This is a genomic window from Microbacterium sp. GbtcB4, from assembly GCF_019091465.1.
Lineage (GTDB): Bacteria > Actinomycetota > Actinomycetes > Actinomycetales > Microbacteriaceae > Microbacterium > Microbacterium paraoxydans.
Genome location: NZ_JAGXJJ010000158.1, coordinates 1 through 268, shown reverse-complemented (window position 1 = coordinate 268; position 268 = coordinate 1). Strand labels below are relative to the sequence as shown.

Below are 268 nucleotides of genomic sequence, written 5' to 3'. Positions count from 1 at the left end.
TAAGATCGGTAACGATCTGTTTGGCCATAAAGTGCTTGCTGAACTTTCTTCCAAAGGGGTAAATACTTCCTGTATTTCCTACAGTCCTGCAAGCGGCACGGGCATCAGCATTGCTTTCAGCCACGAACAGGAAAGGGCCATGATCACCTATCCCGGCGCGATGGAAGAGCTGAGCATTGCAGACATTACAGATGCTGTACTCACCAGTGCCAGGCACCTGCACGTAAGCTCCATATTCCTGCAACCGGCCCTGAAACCAGGGCTAACA

At 51.1% G+C, this 268-nt stretch carries 1 protein-coding gene; it reads left to right on the top strand.

The window, feature by feature from the left end; all coding sequences use genetic code 11:
- Positions 1-4 precede the first annotated feature (4 nt).
- A partial coding sequence (locus KVS71_RS20620) for a carbohydrate kinase family protein (protein ID WP_368874978.1) occupies positions 5-268 on the top strand: 264 nt, incomplete at its 3' end.